Below are 15,062 nucleotides of genomic sequence, written 5' to 3'. Positions count from 1 at the left end.
TTCAAATACTATATTATCTAGAGGTCATCAGGAAAAATGATACTATAGCGATGTCCCTGCGATTTCGTCAGCTACAGGCTTTTCACGCCATCATGGAAACCGGCACTGTCACGGGTGCGGCCTCGGTGCTTGGGATTTCACAGCCCGGGATCAGCAATCTGTTGGCACAGCTAGAGCGCGAAGCGCGTTTGCCGCTGTTTGAACGCAACAAAGGCCGGTTGCTGCCTACGCCAGAAGCTGAACTTCTATACCGCGAGGTTGATACGGTTGTTCGGGGGCTGGATCACGTGGCGCAGGCGGTCACGGATCTGCAGAACAAGCATCCGGGTCAATTGCAGATCGCCGCACCACATCTGCTATCCTTCGGCTTCATGCCGCGTGAGATCGCTCGCTTCGCAGAAAGCCGCCCGAACCTGTCGGTAAGCTTTCAGTCGCAGTATTCCTCGAAGATTCAAGAATGGGTAATCTCTGGCCTGTTTGAGATCGGCATTGTCGAGATGCCCATTCTGCATGACACACTGAACTATCAGGTCTTTGAGTTCGAAACGCTGGCGACCTTTCCGGAAACCAGCCCTTTGGCAGATTATGATGTGCTCACACCCGAAATCCTTGAAAACGAACCATTCATCGTGATGGGGCCAGAGCATCAAACCCACCGACGAACTCGGGACACCTTCCAATCAGCGGGGCGCAACTGGCGGACCCAGATTCACACCCATCTGTCAGAAAACCTGCTAAGTTTCGTCAAGCAGGGCATGGGGGTCGCGATGATCGATCCCTTCACTGTCACCTTTGACGACGAGAGCGGGTATCAAACCCGCCCCTTCCGACCGGCTGTGATGCTTGATCTGGCCATTATCACCGCGAAAGGGCGACCCCTATCAACGATTGCACAGGATTTTCTGGCTCAGCTAACCCCTTCGATCGCCTCTTATGCCACCCATTCCGAAACCGGTGCAGCGGCCTCGTGAAGCGGTTGTGAGTAAATGTCGACCAATGTCGGGCCATCATGCTCGATAGCCTGTTTCAGAACTTTGGACAGGTCTTCGGGATCTTTGACAGTCCATGATTTCACACCAAAGGCGCTCGCAACAGCGGCGTGGTCGGTGCGGTTGAAATCAACATTGTAGTATCTCTGCCCAAACCCTGCTTCCTGTCCGGCCTTGATCCAGCCAAAGACCGAGTTCGAGAATACAATTGAGGTGATCGGCATGTTGTGCCGCACCATGGTTTCGAACTCACCACAGGCAAAGCCGAATGAGCCGTCACCCATCACCGACAAGGTTTTGACCGAAGGCCGCCCAAAATGCGCACCCATTGCAGCACCCAATGAATACCCCAACGCCCCATGCGCCCGGTTAGTGATGAAATGCCGCCCCGGTGTCCGCCAGCGGTAATGCGCGCTGAAATATGGGCATGGCGTGCCGGGATCAGCGACAACAATCGCATCATCATCCAGGATATCCATTAGCGAATCCATGACAGCCTCGGGCCGGATCGGCGTTTCTCGGCTGGCTGCAAGCGGGGCGAACGCAGCCAGTTTGGCCGCCCATGCCGCGTTTGATTTGGCCGCCCCGCCCAGCCTGGGCAGGTCTTGGCGTGCCGCCAATGCGTCCGCCAATGCTTCCAGCGCGAGACGCGCGTCGGCACAAATAGCGACTTCGGTCGGATAGTTGGCTCCGATCACCATCGGGTCACTGTCGATATGAATGATGGTGGCATCGCGCGCAGGGCTTCTCCAGCGCTCGGTCGTGACGGATCCTGCGCGACATCCGATGAACAGAACGACATCCGCCGCATCTACCACAGCGCGGGTGGCAGGCACCCCGCCATTCGATCCGACAACACCAAGCGCGAGCGGGTCTGTCTCGGCAATCGAGCCCTGCCCCGACACGGTCGTGGCGACAGGCATATCCAACAGTCCCGCAACCCGGCGCAGTGCGTCGCTTGCCCCTGATAGAACGGGTCCACCGCCACAAACGGCTACAGCGGATTTAGACTTTGAAAGTAACTCAGCTGCCGCCTGGACCGCATCCATATCGGGGCCTGCACGTTCCGCGGGATAGCTGCGATGTCTTGCATCCGCCCATATCTCTGCCTCGTCCACCGGCGCTTTCTGAGTGTCGAAGGGCAAGGCAAGATGTGTGGCCCCAGGTGTACCGGTGGTCATTGCACGGAATGCCGCCCGAACCATGGCCGGCAATCGTGTGGCGTCATCCAGCGACGCATTCCACTTGGCCAGCGGCTTGAACAGCGCGGGTTGGTCCAATTCAGTCAGCGGGTACTTTCCCCGGCTGGTTGTCGCCACATCCGAGGTGATCGCAAGAATAGGAACCGAGCTTTCGTTGGCTTCGACCACGCCAGGTAGAATATAGGTCGCCCCGCCCCCAGACGGGCCTTCGCAGACACCCGGCTTACCTGTCACCCTTGCATAACCATCCGCCATGTAGGCCGCATGACGTTCATCCCGCGTCAGAATGTGCTGAATACCGTGATCCATCCGAGATAGCGCATCATAGAATGGCAAGGTTGTATCACCACATAGGCCGAACATGTGCTTCACGCCATGTGCCTCAAGCATACGGACCATTGCCTCGGCTCCGGTCAGGTAATTCGTTCCTGTCATGGTCTGCGACTCCCTTAATCTAATCTGCACACAGACCTGTATACAGTTTTGTATATTGATTTCAAGACTGGCCTGTGGCACCTGTGGGGCAACGACCAAAAGGCAGTACCAATGGCAGGTCCACGCGTTGATGATATCTACGATCAGATGAAGGCCATGGCGGTTTCATTCCGCCTGCGTCCCGGCGATCGTTTGAACGAGGTCGCCCTGTCGAAAGAGCTGGGCGTCAGCCGCACCCCTTTGCGCGAAGCACTGAACCGGCTGGTCGCCGAAAGTTTGTTCGACTTCCGCCCGGGACAGGGTTTCTTTTGCCGCCCATTGGATGCCCAAAGCATTTTTGACCTGTTCGAGCTGCGCCAAATCATCGAAACCGCCGCCGTCCGCGCAGCGTGCACCAAGGCCACCACAGAACAACTGCAGGCGCTTCACGACGAACTTTATGCGACGGGTATCGATATCACCGGGCTTACGGTTGAAGAGGCCGTCACGCGAGATGAAGCGTTTCATCTGGGCATCGCCCGGCTGTCTGGGAACATGGAATTGCTGCAAAACCTGATGCGGATTAATGAGCGCATTCGCTATATCCGATGGATTTCCATGAGTCTGGACCGGGTCCAACGCTCAAAAGACGAACATAAGCGCGTCATGCAGGCCTTGATGAACCGCGACGCTGATGAGGCCGCGCAGGCTTTGGGCACCCATATCAACAAACGGATGGATCAGGTGCAGGACGCGGTGCGCCATGGGATATCAAGCATCTATATGGAAGGGTCGGACGATATCTCGACCCGCATCATTCAGGAGGCGCAGTCATGATCGCGCAGGGCGGAAAATCCATATACGGCGCATCTGTCGGCATCCTGATGTTGGACGCACAGTTTCCACGTATTCCCGGTGATATGGGCAACGCTCGGACATGGCCGTTTCCCGTGCTCTATCGCATCGTGCGCAACGCCTCGCCTGATCTTGTGGTCCGACAAGGTGCTGAAGGAATGCTTGGAGCGTTCATCGATGCCGCACGGGAACTTGTCAAAGACGGGGTAGACGGGATCACCACCAATTGCGGCTTTCTTTCGCTGTTTCAGGATGAACTGGCCGAGGCGGTTCCTGTTCCGGTCGCGACGTCGTCGATGATGCAGGTCGATATGGTGAACCGTATCCTTCCTGCAGGAAAGCGCGCCGGCATTCTAACCATCTCCGCCTCAACACTTACGGATGAGCACCTGCGAAAGGCACAGGTCCCCGACGGAACTCCAATTGGCACCACCGAAGGCGGCAGCGAATTCACAACCGCTATTCTCGAAAACGCATTGACGCTGGATGTGGACAAAGCCCGCGACGACAATGTCGAAGCAGCGCTTGCGCTGCAAGCGGGCAATCCCGACCTTGGTGCAATTGTACTGGAATGTACAAACATGTGCCCTTACGCGGCGGACATACAGCAAGCGACCGGTTTGCCCGTGTTTTCTATCGTCACTTTCATCAACTGGTTTCAGGCCGGGCTGACACCGCCAAGGTTCTGATCGAGTGACTCCGTAAGTCCAGAGTAGCCGCCTCCTATAGCCAGATGGCGATTCTGGACCTATCGGCAACAGCTTGACGGTGAACCAGAACCAAGCAATCAAGAAACGAAATCGGAACAGCGCCAAAACGACCATCGTTAACCTCAAGGCACCTGTTCTGACGCCGATTAACAACAGTTCAGGAACCGAGAAGCATGACGAAAACACCGATCGAGTTGTTGGCGGCCAGTGCCTCGGAAACCCGCCCAGTTGTAGCGCTGAGCGAAGGCACCGATCCCCGCATTGTTGCCGGAGGATTGGCCGCCCATAAGGCTGGTCTGGCCAATATTATTCTCGTTGGACCTGAGGCTGACGTTAAAGCGGCGCTCGCGGCAGAAGGTGGCTCTGCCGGGGATGGTATTGCCATCCATGATCCTGCGCATTCGGAACTGACTGACGCTTTTGCGGCCGAGTATCATTCTCTGCGCAAACACAAAGGTGTCGATGAAGCCAAGGCACGCAAGGCCGCAGAAACTCCGCTGGTCTATGCAGCGATGCTGGTACGGCTGGGCCACGCAACCGGGACCGTGGGCGGCGCAGTCCATACCACGGGCGATGTCGTCAGAACTGCCATCCAAGTCATCGGGATGAAGCCCGATGCTGGAATGGTATCCTCGTTCTTCCTGATGTACCCACCCGAGGCCGCCGCTGAGGGCGCTCGCGCCATGCTCTATTCAGATTGTGGCTTGGTGATCGATCCGACATCCGAAGAACTGGCAAACATTGCGGCCGCTTCAGCGGTTTCCGCGCGGGCATTGCTGCAGGAAGAGCCAAAGATCGCGATGTTGAGTTTCTCAACAAAAGGCAGCGCCCAACACCCAGCGGTGGACAAAGTCGTCAACGCGACAGAAATTCTGCGGGCGAAACACCCAGAGTTGAATGTGGATGGAGAGCTGCAATTCGATGCCGCCTTCGTGCCGTCGATTGGTGAGCGAAAGTCCCCCGGATCCTCGGTCGCGGGTCAGTCGAACGTCAAGATTTTCCCAAATCTGGATGCCGGAAATATCGGGTACAAGATGACTCAACGGCTGGGCGGTTATCTGGCGATCGGTCCGGTTTTGCAGGGGCTCGCCAAACCGGCTAATGATCTATCGCGCGGATGCAGCGCGGAAGATGTGACGCAGATCATCGCGGTGACCATCCTGCAGGCGCGCGAACCCTAAACTCGGCAGCCCGCCTGCTTTATCGCGCAGGCCCGCGACCCATTCATTACAAACAAAGGACCATCCGTTATGGCGTCCGCCGATCCCTCAGACCTATCCCTCACCGAGCGGAGCAAGGAGCGTGTTCGCACGCTCTTTCCCGGCGTCATGATTGCCGTAACCGTTGCCGTCGCCGCCAAGTTCCTGTCCGAGCATTACGCGACCCCGGCCATGCTGCTTGCCCTTCTTCTAGGGATTGCGGTCAGCTTTCTGGGCGAAGAAGGAAAAACCGTTGAGGGGATCGGATTCGCCGCACGCACACTTCTGCGCCTTGGCGTGGCCTTGTTGGGTGTGCGCGTGTCGATGACCCTGATGCTGGGTCTGGGCTGGGACCTGATTGCCCTTGTGATCGTCGGAGTGCTGTTGACCATAGGTTTTGGCCTGTCCGTAGCTCGTTTTTTTGGCCACAAATGGCGCTTTGCCTTTCTGACCGCCGGTTCGGTCGCAATTTGCGGTGCATCGGCGGCAATGGCGATCAGTGCAATCCTGCCCAAGGACGAACGCTCGGAAGAGCGTCTGATTTTCACGGTCATGGGCGTGACCGTTTTGTCCACCATCGCCATGATCGCCTATCCGATCCTCGTTCGCTCATTAGGGATGAACGATATTGCGGGCGGTGTGTTTCTGGGTGGCACCATCCATGATGTGGCTCAGGTTGTCGGCGCGGGATTTTCGATCTCGGAACAAACCGGAGATACAGCGACGCTGGTCAAATTGTTCCGCGTGGCGATGCTGGCACCGGTGGTTTTGGTCGCTTCACTGATTATTCGTGGCTTTGCTGAAATGGACGCAGACGGGAAACGCCCACCGCTGTTGCCGGGATTCGTGTTAGGATTTCTGGTTCTCGCTGCGGCATCCTCATTCGGATTGATCCCGCCAGCGATTTCAGAATTTCTAAGCCAATGCTCTCGATGGTTGTTGCTTGTTGCGATCGCAGCTGTTGGGATGAAGACAAACCTTAAACAGATCCTGTCGGTCGGTGCAGCCGCAATCGCCCTCATCATAGTGGAGACGTTGTTCATCGCCGTGGTAATTCTGGCCGGGATTAACCTATTAACCTGAAGCAGTTACCAAGAGTTTCCGCCGACTGCGACGGCTGAACGGCAACCCCTGACATTCCGGTGCGGGTTTGCCGATTGCCTTCGTGCGCGGTGTTTGGTTCATTGGCGACTGGCGCTTTGCAGCGCTTTTTCGTTCGATTCCGAATGGTCCCTCAAGCGAGATGAAGAATATGGACAACACCTTGCCTCTGCCACCCGGCCCGCATTCCGAACCGGGCTTTTGGCTTGATACATCTGAACACCGCACGTGGTTGAAAGATCAGGCTATGCGACAGTTGGCGTTTTTCAGCGCAAGTTGTCGGACCGAGCCAGGATTTTTCATCCTCGACCATGATGGCAGCCCGCTGCCAAACACATTGCAGGAACTGCACACGACTACACGCCTAGTGCATTCTTACGCTCTGGGGCATCTGATTGAATTTCAAGGCGCAGAGCGGATCATTGATCACGGTATGGCCTACCTCAACAGCCACCACAAAGACCGGGATCACGCCGGTTACCTTTGGGCTTTGGATGGTGACAACATCAAGGATGATCGCAAACTTGCCTACGGGCATGTCTTTGTTCTGCTCGCTGCCTCAAGCGCAAAACAGATAGGGCACCCGGAAGCTGACAAACTGCTGACCGAAGTCCGAGATGTTTTGGACACCCATTTCTGGGATGATGAGGCCGGGTTGTACTGTGACGAGTGGAACCGCGATTGGACTCCGTTTTCCACATATCGCGGAATGAACGCGAATATGCACGGAGTTGAGGCACTGCTTGCAGCTTTTGAGGCGACAGGCGACGAAATCTATCTTACCCGCGCCGGTCGTATTCTGGATTTCTTTATCGGCCGGATCGCACCTGCTGAAAACTGGCGCTTGCCCGAGCATTTCACCTCAGATTGGCAGATTGACCGGGGCTATGCCGGTGACCCGATGTTCCGTCCCGCAGGCACGACCCCGGGCCATTCGTTCGAGCTTGGGCGACTTCAGCTGCAGCATTGGGATTTATCAGGCCGACCAAACTCGGGCGCGCCCGAGTCATCGCGACGATTGATTGAGCAGGCCCTCAAGGATGCGTGGCTGCCCGGCGGCGGCATGGCATATACGCTGGATTTTGGGGGTCGGGTCGCAAATGCGTCGCGGTTCTGGTGGCCCGTAGCTGAAGCCATTGGTGCGGTTGGAGCCCTGATCGCACTGGATAAAAGGCAAGAGGATGAAATTTGGTACAGAAAACTCTGGACCTTTGCGAATGAAACGTTCGTGGATCACCAACATGGCGGCTGGTTCCCGGCGGTGGATGAATCCGGTGACATCGTGACATCCATCTTTGACGGCAAACCGGATATCTATCATTCATTGCAGGCTTGCCTGTTCCCGCTATCGGGGCGCTTATCGCGGATGGTGCCGCTTTAGCGCGCGGATTCAAGCAGAGCGAGACCCGCATCGAGCCGGCTCAATTGAAGAGTCGGGGCAAATCTGCTATGTTTAATGCATTCAACACCATCCGACGACCTGCGAGTTCGGATGCGTTTCTTGACGAACGGATAGGAGAGTTGAATGGCAAATCAAGCACGTGGAAAGCGAACGACCCGAAAGGGCACACTTGAGGTGAGACCACAACCATCGGCCCATTCCGCCCTGAGCGAACGGGCCAGTGCGTCAGGCCTCATGACCCCGCAAATGCTGAGCGAACGCGATGAGCGCGTCTCAAAAACTCGCAAAAAGGGCGGGCCTGCTTTGGAAGAAGATAATTCGGATCAATCCGGCAATGACGCTGATCCGACGGAACTGGATTACTAATCAATTACGCACATTTTTTTGACATGAGTAGATTACGGAGGCTGCTATGCCCTCGACCCATCAGCCAAGGATTTTCAACACAATAAACCTTACAGATTTCGATACTAACGGCCAAACCTCTACTGTGGGCGAGCCGACAGTTTCCAGCAACGGAGGTCAGATTCTGGCCACTGGCAACTGGTATGCAAGTCGGTCACTGGACGGCGGCCAAAGCTGGTCTCACATGAGCCCTTTCACGTTGTTCCCACCTGTTGACGGGGGGTTTTGCTGCGACCAGACCACGATTTACGACCCAAGCAGGGATCTGCTTATCTGGCTGCTTCAATATATCGAACAGGGGGGCACCAACACACTGCGGGTTGCGGTCAAACAAGGGCGCACCTTGGGGAACGACACATGGAACATTTGGGATTTCACCCCCGCCGGGCTTGATCCCGCGTGGAACAATGAGTGGTTCGACTATAACCACGTTTCGTTGTCCGAAAACTATATGTATGCGGGCACCAATGTGTTCTCGGCCGGGGCTAACCAGTTTACCCGCTCGGTCATTCTGCGGATTTCACTGGACGAACTGGCGACCGCGGCAACGCTATCATTCGACATATTCGAAACAGAAGACAACTTTTCTCTGCGCTGCGTACAAGGCGCACGCGGCGCGATGTACTTTGCCAGCCACAACACGAACTCGCAGATCCGCGTATTCAGATGGGCCGAGAACGCCTCGGACATAGATGAATTCGACATCGATGTCACGCCTTGGTCCGCAGGCAATTATTCCGCGCAGACCACCGGTGGCGACTGGATGTCGCGCACTGATCCACGCATTATGGCTGGTTGGCTGGGACGCGGCGTTCTGGGCTTTATGTGGACAGCTAATCGTCAGACCAACAGGCCACTCCCTTACGTCAGGACCGTCCGCATTGACGAAGCAACCATGTCATTGATTGACGAACCGGATATCTGGAACAGTCAGATCGCGTTCGCCTACCCCTCAACAGCTGTAAACCGGGTTGGTGATGTAGGGCTTTCGGTCTTTGCGGGTGGTGGGAATTTGCATCCGAGCCATGTTGTTGGCTCATACGACGATATCGATCTGACTTGGCGGCTGGCCCTCGCTCGACGGGGCACAGACACTCCGGGTCTGGGAAAATGGGGCGACTACACCAACTGTGCCGAGGTTGCCGATGATGGCTTCACCTGGCTGGCAGCCGGGTACACGCTGCAGGGCGGGAACACCCAAACTGACATCGAACCAACCATGACCTGGTTCGCACAGCAGCGCTATGACGCACCACGTCGCCATCCGCCCGTTATCGTCTAAAACATTATAACCATTTATAATTCAGGGATCTACATCATGCACAGAGCGATTAAATCACAAGGCGTAAAGTCATTCTTGCGGCAGGAAGCCCCCTGGCTACTTATCGCCTTTGTTATTGCTGACCTATTCTACAAATGGGGATCATTCGCCCTGGAATGCGTCGGCTTTCTGTTGACTTGGTACGTCCTGAGCCTTCTAGCCAGCCTGGTGTCACGTATGCTGTGGAGGGAAAACTCAGCTGTCGGAGATTGAACCATCGATCAATCTTTTTAAGCTTGCGGACTATTGGTTTGCCTCCTGCCCTGGTACATTACGAGTTTGTTGCGCGAAGGTCTGAAATCACTTCGGACAACAGCTCAATCCCTTTTCGGATAGAACCGGGTTGGATTGACGAGACGCCAAGACGAAAGTGGTATCTCCCTGCGGTTTTATTTGAAAAACAGGGCCCGATCGGCTCCACAATAACACCGCGTTTTAGGGCGGCTTGACATATCGTCATGGCATCCAACCGGGCCTCGGGATCAGAAAGCACAAAAACCGTTCCGCCAAATTCGCCCGTTTTCAGAAAATGGGGTAGCTTTTCACGGATCGTCGTATCAGCCAGATGCCAGCGCAGCTCATAATTCTGACGAACCCTGCGCAACAAGCCATCATAGTACCCCAAGTTGATGAACGCGGCAGCAGTGTGCTGCAGGATCATCGGGGGATGGCGCATCATCATGCCCCGGCAATCGCGCGCGGCGTCAATAAATTCTGGCGCAGCCGCCAGGTACCCCAGGCGCAAACCTGGTGAAAGACCTTTGGAAAGGCTGCCCAAATAGATCAGTCGATCCGTGTCATCCAGACTGCGCAGCGGCAGCAAAGTAGAATGCCGGTAATCCACATCGCATTCGTAATCGTCTTCGACTATGTAAAAATCATACTCTTCAGCGGCCTGCAGCAAGGCCTTGCGGCGGCGCTCGGACATCGTAACGGTGGTTGGGTGCTGGCGATTGGGGGTTACGAATACCAGGTCAGCCTCGCGCAGACGTTCATCGACGATCAAACCCTCGCTATCAATGGGTTGAAACCTTACATTCCCAAAATTTGCCTGAAGGATCTTGCGTGCATCCGGATATCCCGGATCCTCCATAACCGCAGTTTTATCGCGCCCGCCGAACAACAGGCTGGTGATAAATAACCCGTTTTGCGAACCCAATGTGATCAGGATTGAATCGCTGGGTTCAAAAATACCGCGACGGGGCAGGATGCGCTGCCGGACCTGCTCGATAAGCTCAAAGCAATCCTCGTACAGCCCGTCCGCAGACCAGATTTTCAGGTGCTTTCGATTCATGGCCAACCGAGTGCATTCGCGCCAATCCGCAACTGGGAATGCGCCATCATCGATTTGGTTGCACACAAACGGATAGTCGTACTTGTACCAGTCATTCGGGCGCTGGATGGTTTCGATCTCTTCGGTGCGGCGCAGTTTGTTCAGTTTCTGGCCAATCGATGTGCGCTGTCGGGTGTTGGTTCGCCCAATCGCATCACCGTCCGTGCGAATCCCCACGTCAGAGCAGACATAATAACCCGAGCGGGGCCGGGCCTCGATCAGTTGCTCTTCTTCAAGCTTTCGATAAGCCGCGACGACCGTATTGATCGAAACATCGAGATCCCGCGCCAACCCCCGACATGAGGCAAGCTTTAGTCCAGACGGCATCAAACCTTCAAAAATGAGTCGTGAAATCTGCGAGACGATCTGATCTCGCAAACCGCTGGACTGAGATTTGTCGATGCTCAACCGTTGTGTCATGTCCTGTCAGGCTCTAGTCGCAAATTCTGCGACGCGATTTGCAAACTGTATCCATGTTTTCAAGTGCTCCATGCAAAGTGGAAACGACGCCAAATTCCCAAATTCTGTGCTGGCAATGCTGAAAGCAATAGCGCTCTTACTAAAAGCGGGTTGATGATAACTCAAAAAAGAGGCTTCAGCCAACGCTATGTTTTTAAAGTACTTATACCGACCTGAGATATGCTTAAGCAACCTGCGCTGCCATTGTTGAACTTGTAACATCTTAACGCTCGGGACTGAATCGCGGCATCGAACAGTCACTTGGCGCGATGAAATCTGTACCCATTATTACAAACAACTGTATCTTTCTCAGTCGAACTCCTTCGCGTTTGCTGTAGCGATCCGGGAAGTTCCATGTCGAAATTAGGGATCACCCGGGCCGTTCGATGCGACTAGGGAGGGAGACCGTTCGCATGGTTTTGCAGGAGTGGGATATGCGTCGACTCTGTGAACAGCGATTCAGCAAACGTTTCTCTGATGTCCGTCCGGACCCCGACGCGAAGGGTCAAGTACATCAATTCAGCGCACAGATTTCTTGAGGGAGAACCAGATCCATGAAAAACACAACGAGGTTGGCATGCTGATGCGCGGTCTGGAAAAGCTGACAAGCGCAATCTCAGAAGTCATGGGCCGCATAGGCTGGTTTCTCATCTTGTATTGCATGGCGTTTGGCGTGTCGGACGTATTCATGCGCTATGTACTGAACGCGCCCTCCCAGTGGATCGGCACCACATTGCAAGCTGCGATGGTGTTGTTGGCCTGCACCGGCGGCGTCTATGCGTTGCAGCATGACAGTTTCGTCAAACTCGACCTGTTTTATGCAAACGCCAGCAAGCGGTCAAAAGCGATTTTGGATGTCCTGACGGCACCGATTGCAATCCTGTTTCTGGTCGCATTGATCTGGAAGGGTTACGAAGCCGCATCGCTGTCCTTGATGCTTAATCAGAAGACCCCGACATCCATTCCGATCCCGATTTATCCGATCAAATTTGCGATCCCACTCAGCGGTGCAATGGTTCTCTTGGTGGTCCTGAAACACTTGCTCCGCGATCTGCAAACGATCTTCGGGCGCAGTTAGGCACGCTGTTCTGGGCGCCTGTAAATACAAACGAAAACAGACTGATCCACTAACGAGGAGGAATTAACATGAAACCAAACAGGTTTGTGCACACAACCATGTGGGCAGGCGCCATAGCCGTGACCGCAAGCATTGCCGTCGCACAAGATGGGCCGCCGGATGAAGTAACCGAGTGGACCTTCCAGCCCGCATTTGACCAGACCGATGCCGGCTGGGACAATGGCCTGATCCCTTGGGTTGAAGCAGTTGAAAAAGCGACTGAAGGCACGGTCAAAATCCGTGTTGAGCCCGCAGGGGCGCTGGTCAGTGGTGCAGAGGCCTTTGGCGCAGCGGCGGCTGGTCTGACCGATGGTTACGCGGGCTGGGGTTCAGTCTATGGCGGCGACATGCCCGAAGGCATGCTGGCGTTTGGCATGGCCATGGGCGCCGACAACACCGAAGAAGCGTGGGAAGTGATGTGGGGCAACCCCGACTACCGCGTTGGTGACATCGTGCAAGAGGCCGCCAATGCGCGGAACCTGCAGTGGGCAGGCTGGACCAACCAGGGACCGAACGCAATGTTCACCAAGTTCCGGGTCGAAAAACTGGAAGATCTGGAAGGCCGCAAGATGCGCGCCGGTGGACCCCAGGCCATCTTTCACTCGACCATGGGCGGCGCGCCGGTCTCGATGAACGGTGGTGAGATTTACACCGCAATCAAACTGGGCACCATCGAAGGCACCTACTGGGATACAGGCGGCATCGATGACATGTCGTTCCAGGAAGTAATCGACTATGCGATCATGCCCGGCTGGAACCCTGCTCAGCACCAGGAGATCTTCATCAACCTGCAGAGCTGGAACGCACTGACCGACTGGCAGCGCGAAAAGATCAACGGAGTTTTCGAAGAAACCTATTTCGAAACCAGCCGCATGCATGCGGAAGGTGTCGAAGAAGCGCTTCAAATCCTGCGCGATGCCGGTGGTGAAGTAATCGAGCTGAGCGATGAAGAAGTTGCTCGTATGCGCGAGAAATCCATTGCCGAGGTTTGGCCGCAGGTTGCGGCCGCATCCGAGGGCAACGCCAAAGGCGTGGAAATCTTCAAGAGGTTCCTGGAAGACAAGGCGAACGCGCAATAATCCCGCGCAATGTCATCTTTCCAATATAGCTAAAACTCTTTCGCTGGCCCGATCGTCGGGCCAGCGGACCAGACGGGCGCATGTCAGTGTTAAAAGCACTGCTGACACGCAACCCGGCAAAGACCGCGCGAACGGCCACTAGGTAGGGAAACTAAAGATCATGAGCCTCGAACTAATTACAGCGCTGTATTTCTTAATACTGTTTGGGATCCTTTTCATGGGGCTGCCGGTTGCGTTCGGCTTGGGCGGAACAGCGGTTCTATTTGCCCTGGTTTTCGAACCTCGCGCGCTGTTGTCCGTGCCCAGTGCATTCTATTCAACGCCTTGGAATTCGGTACTGGTCACAGTGCCTTTGTTCCTGTTCATGGGCTCACTCATAAGATTTTCGGGGATAGCCGAAACGGCCTATGATGCCGTTTACAAGCTGATCGGCCACATTCATGGTGGTCTCGCGATGGGTACAGTTCAGGTCTGTACTGTTTTTGCTGCAATCACCGGCATCACGCCACCGGCGACCACCACGATGGGTCAGATCGCCTATCCTTCGATGATGCGCTACAAATATGATCGCCGTATCGCGATCGGTTGTATCGCGGCAGGCGGTGCGTTGGGTGCGCTGATCCCACCAAGCGTTCCGTTCATCTTCTATGGATTGCTCGCCAAGGTTTCGATCGGTGACCTGTTCATGGCGGGGTTGCTGCCCGGCCTGATGCTGGCCACGTTCTACACGATCTACATCGGCGTACGTTGTAAAATCCAGCCCGAGCTGGGCCCCGCCCTGCCCGCTGATCAGAAATTCACCCGCACCGAAAAACTGACCGCCGTTCTCAGCATCTGGCCGTTTGCCTTACTCATCATCATCGTTCTGGGCGTCATCTGGGGCGGTATCGCAACACCGGCGGAAGCTGCCGCATTTGGTGCCGCAGGCGCCTTTGTCATCAACCTGATCTACGGCAAACTGACCTGGGAGGTGCTGAGGGAATCGTTGGTGTCCACCTTGAAGCTCAGCGGTATGGGGCTTTGGATTCTGATTGGTGCCACAGTCTATCTTAATGTGTTCAACACGCTTGGCAGCCAGGACCTGCTGACCAATCTGGTTCTTTCCATGCCCGGCGGTGCAACCGGCATCCTGCTGATGATGATGCTGATCATCCTCGTCCTGGGTATGGTGATGGATGATTGGGCCATCATCATGCTTTGCACACCACTGTTCATCCCGATTATCGACGAATTGGGGATCGACAAGCTGTGGTTTGGCGCGCTGTTCATCGTGAACATCCAAATCGCTTACCTGACACCTCCGTTCGGTTTTGTGCTGTTCTGGATCAAAGGGGTTCTGCCCAAGGATGTCAGCATGGGGGATGTCTACAATTCGGTTGGCCCGTTTGTGGCACTCCAGTTCGTTGGCCTGACACTGATCTTCATCTTCCCGCAGATCGCCACCTGGTTGCCCAACATCCTGAAATAATCCGGAGG

13 protein-coding genes are annotated in these 15,062 nt (G+C 55.4%); 11 read left to right on the top strand and 2 right to left on the bottom strand.

Features of this window, described 5'->3' with window-relative positions; all coding sequences use genetic code 11:
• Window positions 1-50 precede the first annotated feature (50 nt).
• Window positions 51-971 (top strand): LysR family transcriptional regulator, encoded by a 921-nt coding sequence (locus ACRZ96_RS17700; protein ID WP_480705971.1) that lies wholly within the window; start codon window positions 51-53, stop codon window positions 969-971.
• Here ACRZ96_RS17700 and ACRZ96_RS17695 read toward each other — a convergent pair.
• A complete protein-coding gene (locus ACRZ96_RS17695) occupies window positions 932-2,626 on the bottom strand; it encodes a thiamine pyrophosphate-binding protein (protein ID WP_480771734.1) in 1,695 nt (564 codons plus the stop codon). The two genes, ACRZ96_RS17700 and ACRZ96_RS17695, sit on opposite strands and share 40 nt — an antisense overlap.
• Before the next feature lie 111 nt (window positions 2,627-2,737).
• On the opposite strand from ACRZ96_RS17695, the gene ACRZ96_RS17690 reads away from it, so the two are divergent.
• From ACRZ96_RS17690 to ACRZ96_RS17660, 7 genes are all read left to right on the top strand, one after another.
• Entirely contained in the window at window positions 2,738-3,442 is a 705-nt protein-coding gene (locus ACRZ96_RS17690) for a GntR family transcriptional regulator (protein ID WP_480814889.1), read from the top strand.
• A complete protein-coding gene (locus ACRZ96_RS17685; RefSeq protein ID WP_170393787.1) occupies window positions 3,439-4,149 on the top strand; it encodes an aspartate/glutamate racemase family protein in 711 nt (236 codons plus the stop codon). Before ACRZ96_RS17690 ends, ACRZ96_RS17685 begins: the two co-directional genes overlap by 4 nt.
• 194 nt (window positions 4,150-4,343) lie before the next feature.
• Window positions 4,344-5,351: a phosphate acetyltransferase gene (gene pta / locus ACRZ96_RS17680; RefSeq protein WP_170393785.1), complete on the top strand. Its 1,008-nt coding sequence runs from the start codon at window positions 4,344-4,346 to the stop codon at window positions 5,349-5,351.
• A gap of 69 nt (window positions 5,352-5,420) precedes the next feature.
• Window positions 5,421-6,452, top strand: a complete 1,032-nt coding sequence (locus ACRZ96_RS17675) for a putative sulfate exporter family transporter (RefSeq protein ID WP_170625725.1) — start codon at window positions 5,421-5,423, stop codon at window positions 6,450-6,452.
• A gap of 160 nt (window positions 6,453-6,612) precedes the next feature.
• On the top strand, window positions 6,613-7,851 hold the full coding sequence (locus ACRZ96_RS17670; RefSeq protein WP_480791141.1) for an AGE family epimerase/isomerase: 1,239 nt from the start codon (window positions 6,613-6,615) through the stop codon (window positions 7,849-7,851).
• Between the two features lie 144 nt (window positions 7,852-7,995).
• On the top strand, window positions 7,996-8,238 hold the full coding sequence (locus ACRZ96_RS17665; protein WP_170509048.1) for a hypothetical protein: 243 nt from the start codon (window positions 7,996-7,998) through the stop codon (window positions 8,236-8,238).
• A gap of 46 nt (window positions 8,239-8,284) precedes the next feature.
• Window positions 8,285-9,559 carry a hypothetical protein gene (locus ACRZ96_RS17660; protein WP_480791140.1) on the top strand — a complete coding sequence of 425 codons (1,275 nt, stop codon included), beginning with the start codon at window positions 8,285-8,287 and terminating at the stop codon, window positions 9,557-9,559.
• Between the two features lie 310 nt (window positions 9,560-9,869).
• Here the strand turns inward: ACRZ96_RS17660 and ACRZ96_RS17655 are convergent, their stop codons facing one another.
• Window positions 9,870-11,351 carry an aminotransferase-like domain-containing protein gene (locus ACRZ96_RS17655; protein ID WP_170562173.1) on the bottom strand — a complete coding sequence of 494 codons (1,482 nt, stop codon included), beginning with the start codon at window positions 11,349-11,351 and terminating at the stop codon, window positions 9,870-9,872.
• A 616-nt stretch (window positions 11,352-11,967) separates the two neighbouring features.
• On the opposite strand from ACRZ96_RS17655, the gene ACRZ96_RS17650 reads away from it, so the two are divergent.
• The 3 genes from ACRZ96_RS17650 to ACRZ96_RS17640 all read left to right on the top strand — a co-directional run bounded on the left by ACRZ96_RS17650 (window position 11,968) and on the right by ACRZ96_RS17640 (window position 15,054).
• A complete protein-coding gene (locus tag ACRZ96_RS17650; RefSeq protein ID WP_170393772.1) occupies window positions 11,968-12,468 on the top strand; it encodes a TRAP transporter small permease subunit in 501 nt (166 codons plus the stop codon).
• Window positions 12,469-12,587: 119 nt separating this feature from the next.
• Window positions 12,588-13,586: a TRAP transporter substrate-binding protein DctP gene (locus ACRZ96_RS17645; RefSeq protein WP_170625728.1), complete on the top strand. Its 999-nt coding sequence runs from the start codon at window positions 12,588-12,590 to the stop codon at window positions 13,584-13,586.
• A 160-nt stretch (window positions 13,587-13,746) separates the two neighbouring features.
• A complete protein-coding gene (locus ACRZ96_RS17640) occupies window positions 13,747-15,054 on the top strand; it encodes a TRAP transporter large permease (protein ID WP_170393768.1) in 1,308 nt (435 codons plus the stop codon).
• Window positions 15,055-15,062: the final 8 nt, after the last annotated feature.

This window comes from Ruegeria sp. CF1 (assembly GCF_056537445.1).
The sequence above is the reverse complement of the archived record's forward strand: the minus strand, read 5'-3'. Positions and strand labels throughout refer to the sequence as shown.

What these genes read in the sequence shown, in the direction of transcription:
- ACRZ96_RS17670 (WP_480791141.1), top strand. Translation starts at nt 6,613, where the DNA reads ATGAAGAATATGGACAACACCTTGCCTCTGCCACCCGGCCCGCATTCC.
- ACRZ96_RS17660 (WP_480791140.1), top strand. Translation starts at nt 8,285, where the DNA reads ATGCCCTCGACCCATCAGCCAAGGATTTTCAACACAATAAACCTTACA.
- ACRZ96_RS17685 (WP_170393787.1), top strand. Translation starts at nt 3,439, where the DNA reads ATGATCGCGCAGGGCGGAAAATCCATATACGGCGCATCTGTCGGCATC.
- ACRZ96_RS17665 (WP_170509048.1), top strand. Translation starts at nt 7,996, where the DNA reads ATGGCAAATCAAGCACGTGGAAAGCGAACGACCCGAAAGGGCACACTT.
- ACRZ96_RS17690 (WP_480814889.1), top strand. Translation starts at nt 2,738, where the DNA reads ATGGCAGGTCCACGCGTTGATGATATCTACGATCAGATGAAGGCCATG.
- ACRZ96_RS17655 (WP_170562173.1), bottom strand. Translation starts at nt 11,351, where the DNA reads ATGACACAACGGTTGAGCATCGACAAATCTCAGTCCAGCGGTTTGCGA.
- ACRZ96_RS17695 (WP_480771734.1), bottom strand. Translation starts at nt 2,626, where the DNA reads ATGACAGGAACGAATTACCTGACCGGAGCCGAGGCAATGGTCCGTATG.
- ACRZ96_RS17640 (WP_170393768.1), top strand. Translation starts at nt 13,747, where the DNA reads ATGAGCCTCGAACTAATTACAGCGCTGTATTTCTTAATACTGTTTGGG.
- ACRZ96_RS17675 (WP_170625725.1), top strand. Translation starts at nt 5,421, where the DNA reads ATGGCGTCCGCCGATCCCTCAGACCTATCCCTCACCGAGCGGAGCAAG.
- ACRZ96_RS17700 (WP_480705971.1), top strand. Translation starts at nt 51, where the DNA reads ATGTCCCTGCGATTTCGTCAGCTACAGGCTTTTCACGCCATCATGGAA.
- ACRZ96_RS17650 (WP_170393772.1), top strand. Translation starts at nt 11,968, where the DNA reads ATGCTGATGCGCGGTCTGGAAAAGCTGACAAGCGCAATCTCAGAAGTC.
- pta (WP_170393785.1), top strand. Translation starts at nt 4,344, where the DNA reads ATGACGAAAACACCGATCGAGTTGTTGGCGGCCAGTGCCTCGGAAACC.